Annotated in this window: 6 protein-coding genes; 1 reads left to right on the forward strand and 5 read right to left on the reverse strand. The window is 42.3% G+C overall.

The genetic code is table 11. The annotated features are described in order from the left end of the window. Positions 1–45: 45 nt before the first annotated feature. The gene (locus RH40_RS09780; RefSeq protein ID WP_039954538.1) at positions 46–1,638 is read right to left on the reverse strand and encodes a BCCT family transporter; all 1,593 of its coding nucleotides are present in this window, start codon (positions 1,636–1,638) and stop codon (positions 46–48) included. A 299-nt stretch (positions 1,639–1,937) separates the two neighbouring features. On the opposite strand from RH40_RS09780, the gene RH40_RS20895 reads away from it, so the two are divergent. Further along, positions 1,938–2,084: a hypothetical protein gene (locus RH40_RS20895; RefSeq protein ID WP_167317719.1), complete on the forward strand. Its 147-nt coding sequence runs from the start codon at positions 1,938–1,940 to the stop codon at positions 2,082–2,084. Between the two features lie 338 nt (positions 2,085–2,422). On the opposite strand, the gene RH40_RS09790 is transcribed toward RH40_RS20895, so the two are convergent. The 4 genes from RH40_RS09790 to RH40_RS09805 all read right to left on the reverse strand — a co-directional run bounded on the left by RH40_RS09790 (position 2,423) and on the right by RH40_RS09805 (position 6,142). Further along, entirely contained in the window at positions 2,423–3,823 is a 1,401-nt protein-coding gene (locus RH40_RS09790; RefSeq protein ID WP_009601313.1) for a class II fumarate hydratase, read from the reverse strand. Between the two features lie 16 nt (positions 3,824–3,839). Further along, on the reverse strand, positions 3,840–4,223 hold the full coding sequence (locus RH40_RS09795) for a hypothetical protein (RefSeq protein WP_009601314.1): 384 nt from the start codon (positions 4,221–4,223) through the stop codon (positions 3,840–3,842). A 271-nt stretch (positions 4,224–4,494) separates the two neighbouring features. Beyond that, positions 4,495–5,352 carry a glutathione-dependent disulfide-bond oxidoreductase gene (gene yghU / locus RH40_RS09800; RefSeq protein WP_009601315.1) on the reverse strand — a complete coding sequence of 286 codons (858 nt, stop codon included), beginning with the start codon at positions 5,350–5,352 and terminating at the stop codon, positions 4,495–4,497. A 139-nt stretch (positions 5,353–5,491) separates the two neighbouring features. Further along, positions 5,492–6,142, reverse strand: coding sequence for an HAD family hydrolase (locus tag RH40_RS09805; protein ID WP_009601316.1), 651 nt, complete (start codon positions 6,140–6,142; stop codon positions 5,492–5,494). Positions 6,143–6,279: the final 137 nt, after the last annotated feature.

Raw genomic sequence — 6,279 nt, forward strand, 5'->3', positions numbered from 1 at the left:
CCCAAGCGACCGTCTCATTTAATTCACTTGGGCCACAAAAGTAGATTATTTTAAGCCTTGCTCACGAGCCATTTTATTTGCCAACATGGGCGCTTTCCATAAACAGGGTAGTAAGATAAAGGAAACGGGCACGGCTGTGATGACAATAAACGATTGCAGTGCTGAAATGCCTCCCGACCCCATTGATATAAGAGCAAGCGCGACTAATCCCATCATTAATCCCCAAAATATTCTGATGGATGCACTAGGCTCGCAGCTTCCCGTGATCACAACACTGATTGTGTAAGTCATTGAATCACCTGTTGTAATGATAAATGTTGTGGTGAGGATCAAGAAAAGAACCGATAATAAAATTGGATAGGGTAATTCTTGAGTTATTGCCAATAAAACAGCGGGGAGGTTAAAACCCTCAAATGCTTCAGAGATGAGTCCGGGCTGACTAAGTTCGAATGCAAGTCCGCTTCCGCCCACAATACTAAACCAAAAGCAGGTAATAAGGGGAGCCGCAATACTCACTGAGAGAATAAGTTGGCGAATGGTTCTGCCTCTGGAAATACGAGCAATGAAAATAGCCATCATTGGGCCATATCCAATAAACCATCCCCAGAAAAATACAGTCCACCAGCTTAACCAGTCGCTATCACCTCGAAATAGTGCCATAGGGATAAAGTTTTCGAGCATGGTCGCAACACCGCTAGAGTAGCCCTCGAATATAAAACTGGTTGGGCCGAATATGAGTACATAAATGACCAAAGCGAGGGAGAGAATAATATTGTAGCGGCTAATAATCTGGATACCCTTATTGACACCACTTAATGCGGATAAGGTGTACGCTAAGATCGCTAAACCAATCACTAATGCTTGAGTTGTAAAATTATCAGGGATATCAAAGAGAGAGTTTAGAGCATAGCTGACTTGTAAACCCAGAAAACCGATCGGGCCAATTGTCCCAGCGGCAACGGCTATAACACTTGCAGCATCAATAGAGTGTCCTATCCAACCATGGATTGCCTTATTGCCTAAAACAGGATAAAGCAGTGTTCTAGGTTTTAGTGGTAGTCCCTTGTCATAGTGTAGATGCATCAGAACGATAGAAGATAACCCTCCTAATATAGCCCAAGCTAGGAAACCCCAGTGCATAAAAGATTGGGATAAAGCATTGATCGCTGCGTCATGGGGTTTGGCGCTACCATAGAGTGGAGGTGGACTTACGTAATGTGCTATCGGTTCTGCTGCTGCCCAGAAAACGCCCCCTCCAGCTAAGAGAGTACAGAGAATTATCGATAGCCATTTAAAGGTGTCAATTTCCGGCTGGCTCATTTTTCCAAGTCGTACCAAACCAGTTTTACCAATAGCAAGCCCGAGTCCGATGATAAAGTTTGCAAGCAGTAGAATCTGCCAAAAAGCGCCAAAATACCCTGCTGAAAAAGAAAAACCATTGTTAACCCAGCTAGAGAGTAGATTCCCGTCAGATATTGCCATTGCAACAAATGCGACTAAAAAGCTACCGCTGATCCAGAGAACAGGGTTTTTCATTGATTCTGAAGTTAAATGATGAGGAGATGGTGAAGTTTTTTTTTGCACAGTCTCGAGTACTTGAGATTGTGTACTCGCAGTTGACTGCATCGAGTTAGACATTAAGAATTTCGCTATATCAGCGCCAATATTTACCAATTGGCGAGTGCATTGCCCCCACTCCTTTTCGTTAGAATTGTGAGGTTCGTCAAATTAGCAGCGAATGATATCATACTTATTTACATATTGCGTGCGGTTTTCCTCGCGATAAAGAAAAAACTGAAAGTTAAAAAAATGTCAGCGATGTAAATTCGTGGTTATATATCTTGTGTAAATGGTATTTTTGCAGTGTTTTGGATTGAATATGCCAATATTGATAGATAATATGATTACACCTTAACCACTAAAGTGAAAGAGGGCTTATGAATACTCCCACATCAGCAACAATATTCTCCACTGAATCTGTATCTCCGAAACGCGAGGTACTTATGAGAGAGTTGTTTGCATTAACAAAAATGGCATCGGCATTAGCCGTTCCTTTTCTTTTTGTTTGCTTGGTTTGGATGTAAAAACCAGTAAATGCACATGGATGTGTGCAGGCTCTCCCCCCCAAAAAAAATTCTATTTATCTGAGTCCTATACCCAAGTGACTTCAAAATGCAGGCTTCAGAGCGATGCTACAGTGTTGAATTCGACAATATAGCGCAGCGGAATAGTCGACTCATACCAAGCCATTCTCGCTGAACCTAGCATCTTGAGGTTACTTGAGTATATGTGGCTTTTTCAGCGAATAATTAAATGCTAGAAAATGAGTATCTACAGGCTTTGCAAATGACGAGCCGATAAAAAAGCACTTGGGGTAAACCAAGTGCTTTGTATCCTATTGGGTGAGCATATAATGAATATCTTATTCTGCAACTCCACCTTTAGTGAGCGCAGCCGGATTAAGCAGTCTTTCTAAGGTATCTCTATCCAAATCTGTTTCACGCTCAGCAACATCAATAATTGCTTCTCCCTGTTTATAGGCAAGCTTCGCGATCTCGGCTGCTTTCAAGTACCCTATTACAGGGTTCAATGCTGTCACTAAAATAGGATTTTTCGCTAGAGCAACATTGAGGTTATCCTCACGTACTTTAAATGTTTCAATAGCTTTATCAGCGAGAGCAATAGCACTATTCGTCAGTAGTTCAACACTTTCAAGTACATTGTGCGCGATGACGGGTAGCATAACATTTAATTGGAAGTTTCCAGATTGCCCGGCAACAGTAATGGTCGCATCATTACCGATCACTTGAGCAGCAGCCATCGCAGCGGCTTCAGGAATAACCGGATTGACTTTACCAGGCATAATTGATGAGCCAGGTTGTAAGCCCTGCAATTCAATTTCGCCCAATCCAGCCAGTGGACCTGAGTTCATCCAGCGCAAATCATTGGCGACTTTCATTGTTACCACGGCCGCTGCTTTAAGCTGTCCTGAGAGAGCAACGATTGCATCTTGGCTACTTAAGTTGTAGAAGAAATTGTCACTTGAGCTAAATTGTATACGAGTGGATTGGGTAAGGTTGTCTGCAAACTTTGCTGCAAAACGAGGATCAGCATTGATTCCTGTACCTACGGCTGTTCCGCCTTGGGCTAATGCTCTGACCGAATCAAGAGCATGCTCAATGCCTTTTTTGGCTTGTTCGATTTGGAACTGCCAACCACCGAGTTCTTGGTCGAACGTAACTGGCATCGCATCCATTAGGTGAGTTCTGCCCGTTTTAACAATCGCTCCGATTTCTGAACGTTTTTTCTCAAGTGTGTTGATAAGATGGTTTAATGCTGGAATAAGCTGCTTTTCTACTGCCATTACACAGCTGATTTGAATCGCTGTTGGAACAACATCGTTACTACTTTGCCCCATGTTTACATGGTCATTTGGATTGATATCGCCACCCAGTAATTGAGAGGCTAGTGTGGCAATGACCTCATTCGCATTCATGTTTGAGCTGGTGCCAGAGCCGGTTTGAAAGACATCCACAGGAAATTGTTCGATATGTTGGCCATCGATAATACTTTGGGCGGCATCATTGATGGCATTAGCAATATCACCTTCAAGCAAACCGAGTTGTGCATTGGTTAGTGCAGCGGTTTGCTTGATATGAGCCAGAGCTTTGATAAAACCAACAGGCATATTGTGCTGGCTAAACTTAAAATTATCCACAGCTCGTTGAGTCTGCGCTTGATACAGTGCGTTGAATGGAACTTTTACGTCTCCCATACTGTCTTTTTCGATGCGAAACTCTTTATCATTGTCTGGTAGGGACATGGTTGTAATCCTTTTATTATTCGTCGAGCGGCGTTTGTAGGCGCTGCAAAAGTTGTTGCAATTTCAGAAAATTAAGGTCGCCATTTTCCCAGTGGGAATAGTAGCGTTTTAGACTCAATAGGGGCGTATGAATTGAATCAAGGCAAATCTGGCGAAAGACATGAGTTCTATTAGGATCTCGAATTGCCTCGAGAAGATGAAAGTAGATTTGACGAAGAAACATTTCGCACATCAGCGGATTCTCATGCTTTGAGCCCTGCTCATAGCGCGAGGCTATAATCATTCCCCAATGAAGGTATTCAGAGATGATGTCGGGCTCGAAGCCACATTGACATTCTTTCTCGAGGAAACGATCCTGAGATTTATAAAATGCATTATAAACTTGCTTTTGGTTATCCATACAGACCTCTCGAAATTGTAATGATAATTATTATCAATCAAGAGGTGTGAATCAACCTTTTGTTGTGTATTTCACAAGTAATTTTTCAATTTGATAGGCGAGTATTCTAGGAAACTTATCTTAAGCCAACTCCAGCGCTAGGTACTAATATAACTTTACTATCAAATAAGAAAAGAAGTGACTATCGTATGCTCTTGTTTTGTCGCGCTATCTCGATTGAAGACACTCCAACGCTTTCGTCGGAGTGTCTGCAGATTTTTGTAGGTACTGACTAGCGTTTCAAACCTATTACCTTGTCTATATCTATCGCACTATGGCGCTCTGGGACCTGTTCCCACTCTTCGCCCCAGAAGCGATTAACAATGCGCCCCCTTTGAACGGCTTCTCTCTGATCAATCTTTTTCGCCCATTTGAGAAGATGAGTATAGCTTGAAATATCGAGGAATTGAGCCGCATCATAGAGTCTGCCTAGAGCCAAATTGCCATACCATGCCCAAATCGCAATATCAGCAATACTGTATGACGAGCCCGCAATGTACGGGTGGATGGCCAGTTGTTTGTCCAAAAGATCCAATTGGCGTTTTGTCTCCATCGTGAAACGATTGATTGGGTATTCGTGTTTTTCTGGGGCGTAGGAATAAAAATGCCCAAAGCCTCCACCAAGGTAAGGTGCCGAGCCTTGAAGCCAAAATAACCAGTTCATTACTTGCACTCGCAACATAGGGTCATCGGGTATCAACTGGTTAAATTTATCTGCAAGGTAAATGAGTATATGGCCAGACTCAAAGATATTGATAGCTTGTGATGTGGATTGATCAACCAGAGCTGGGATTTTTGAGTTTGGATTGATTGCAACGAAATCAGATCCAAACTGATCTCCCTCACCGATTTTTATCAGATGAGCATCGTACTCTGCTTCTTTAACACCCAGTGCCAATAGCTCTTCAAGCATAATAGTTACTTTTTGTCCATTTGGTGTCGCCATGGAATAGAGCTGAAATGGATGGGGGCCCTTGGGTAATTGTGTTTGATGGCGTGTACCACTTTCTGGTCTATTGATGCTAGACCATTGACCACCATTTTCTGTTTCTGGTTGCCAAACGCTAGGGGGTGTATATTTTGAGCTCATAACGTACTCCGTTGGTTGTCCCTGTAAGACAACTTATCGGTCATGAGTGCATAATGATAGAGCCGAGGCCAAAAAAGATTAAATTAATATGTTATTTCATATTCCCAAGGGATCTCTAAAAAGCCAAATTTGAGTTTACTTAGCCGTATTTTTTTAGCTCATCCAACACGTCTCCTAAACTGTCTCTAATTTTGACGCCAAGAGAGATAATTTCTTCGGAGGGGGTAACCAAATCTGGGATTTGATATGTCACCATATTTGCGGCTACGGCACTTTTCACTCCGTTATTTGAGTCCTCAAATGCAAGGCAGCATTGTGGTTTTAGACCAAGTCTTTGTGCAGCGAGTAAGTAAATTTCGGGATTAGGCTTCCCTTGTGTGACTTCACAACCACAAGTGATATTGTCGAAGTAGCAATCCAGCCCAGCCAGTTTCAACTTTACCAATGCAACATCCTTTTGGGTTGAAGTGGCAACAGCAGTTCGAACCTTGTTCGCTTGTAGCCACTCGAGTAGAGGTATGACACCTTTTTTAATCGGTATAGGCTGATTTTTTACTATGGCATCATAATTCACTCGCCAATCAGCATGTAATTTATCGAGCTCATTTCCATAAGCAGAGCGAAGTATTTCTTCTATTCCTTTGGAGTTTCGGCCAATGATAGATAAATAAATGTCTTCGTAAAAGGGAAGTTGTACGTTGTGGCAAGACTGTTTAAATACACGCATGCACAGTCGCTCTGTGTCGAGCAGTAACCCGTCCATATCAAAGATAGCAGCTTGGAAATTCATGAGTACTAATGATGAGCTTGAGTTTGGTGTACCCATTGTTACACACAAAACATATTAAGTCACAGTGCCAGTATGCCTGTCTTTTAGGGGCTGTTGGCCTTTCAAGATAATTTTTGCCCCAATTTGTGGTTTACATT

Origin of the sequence: Vibrio caribbeanicus ATCC BAA-2122 (genome assembly GCF_000165125.1) — a bacterium.
Classification (GTDB): Bacteria; Pseudomonadota; Gammaproteobacteria; order Enterobacterales; family Vibrionaceae; genus Vibrio; species Vibrio caribbeanicus.

Excerpts from the sequence above, each read along its gene's own strand:
- RH40_RS09780 (WP_039954538.1), bottom strand. The coding sequence starts at position 1,638 with ATGTCTAACTCGATGCAGTCAACTGCGAGTACACAATCTCAAGTACTC.
- RH40_RS20895 (WP_167317719.1), top strand. The coding sequence starts at position 1,938 with ATGAATACTCCCACATCAGCAACAATATTCTCCACTGAATCTGTATCT.
- RH40_RS09790 (WP_009601313.1), bottom strand. The coding sequence starts at position 3,823 with ATGTCCCTACCAGACAATGATAAAGAGTTTCGCATCGAAAAAGACAGT.
- RH40_RS09795 (WP_009601314.1), bottom strand. The coding sequence starts at position 4,223 with ATGGATAACCAAAAGCAAGTTTATAATGCATTTTATAAATCTCAGGAT.
- yghU (WP_009601315.1), bottom strand. The coding sequence starts at position 5,352 with ATGAGCTCAAAATATACACCCCCTAGCGTTTGGCAACCAGAAACAGAA.
- RH40_RS09805 (WP_009601316.1), bottom strand. The coding sequence starts at position 6,142 with ATGAATTTCCAAGCTGCTATCTTTGATATGGACGGGTTACTGCTCGAC.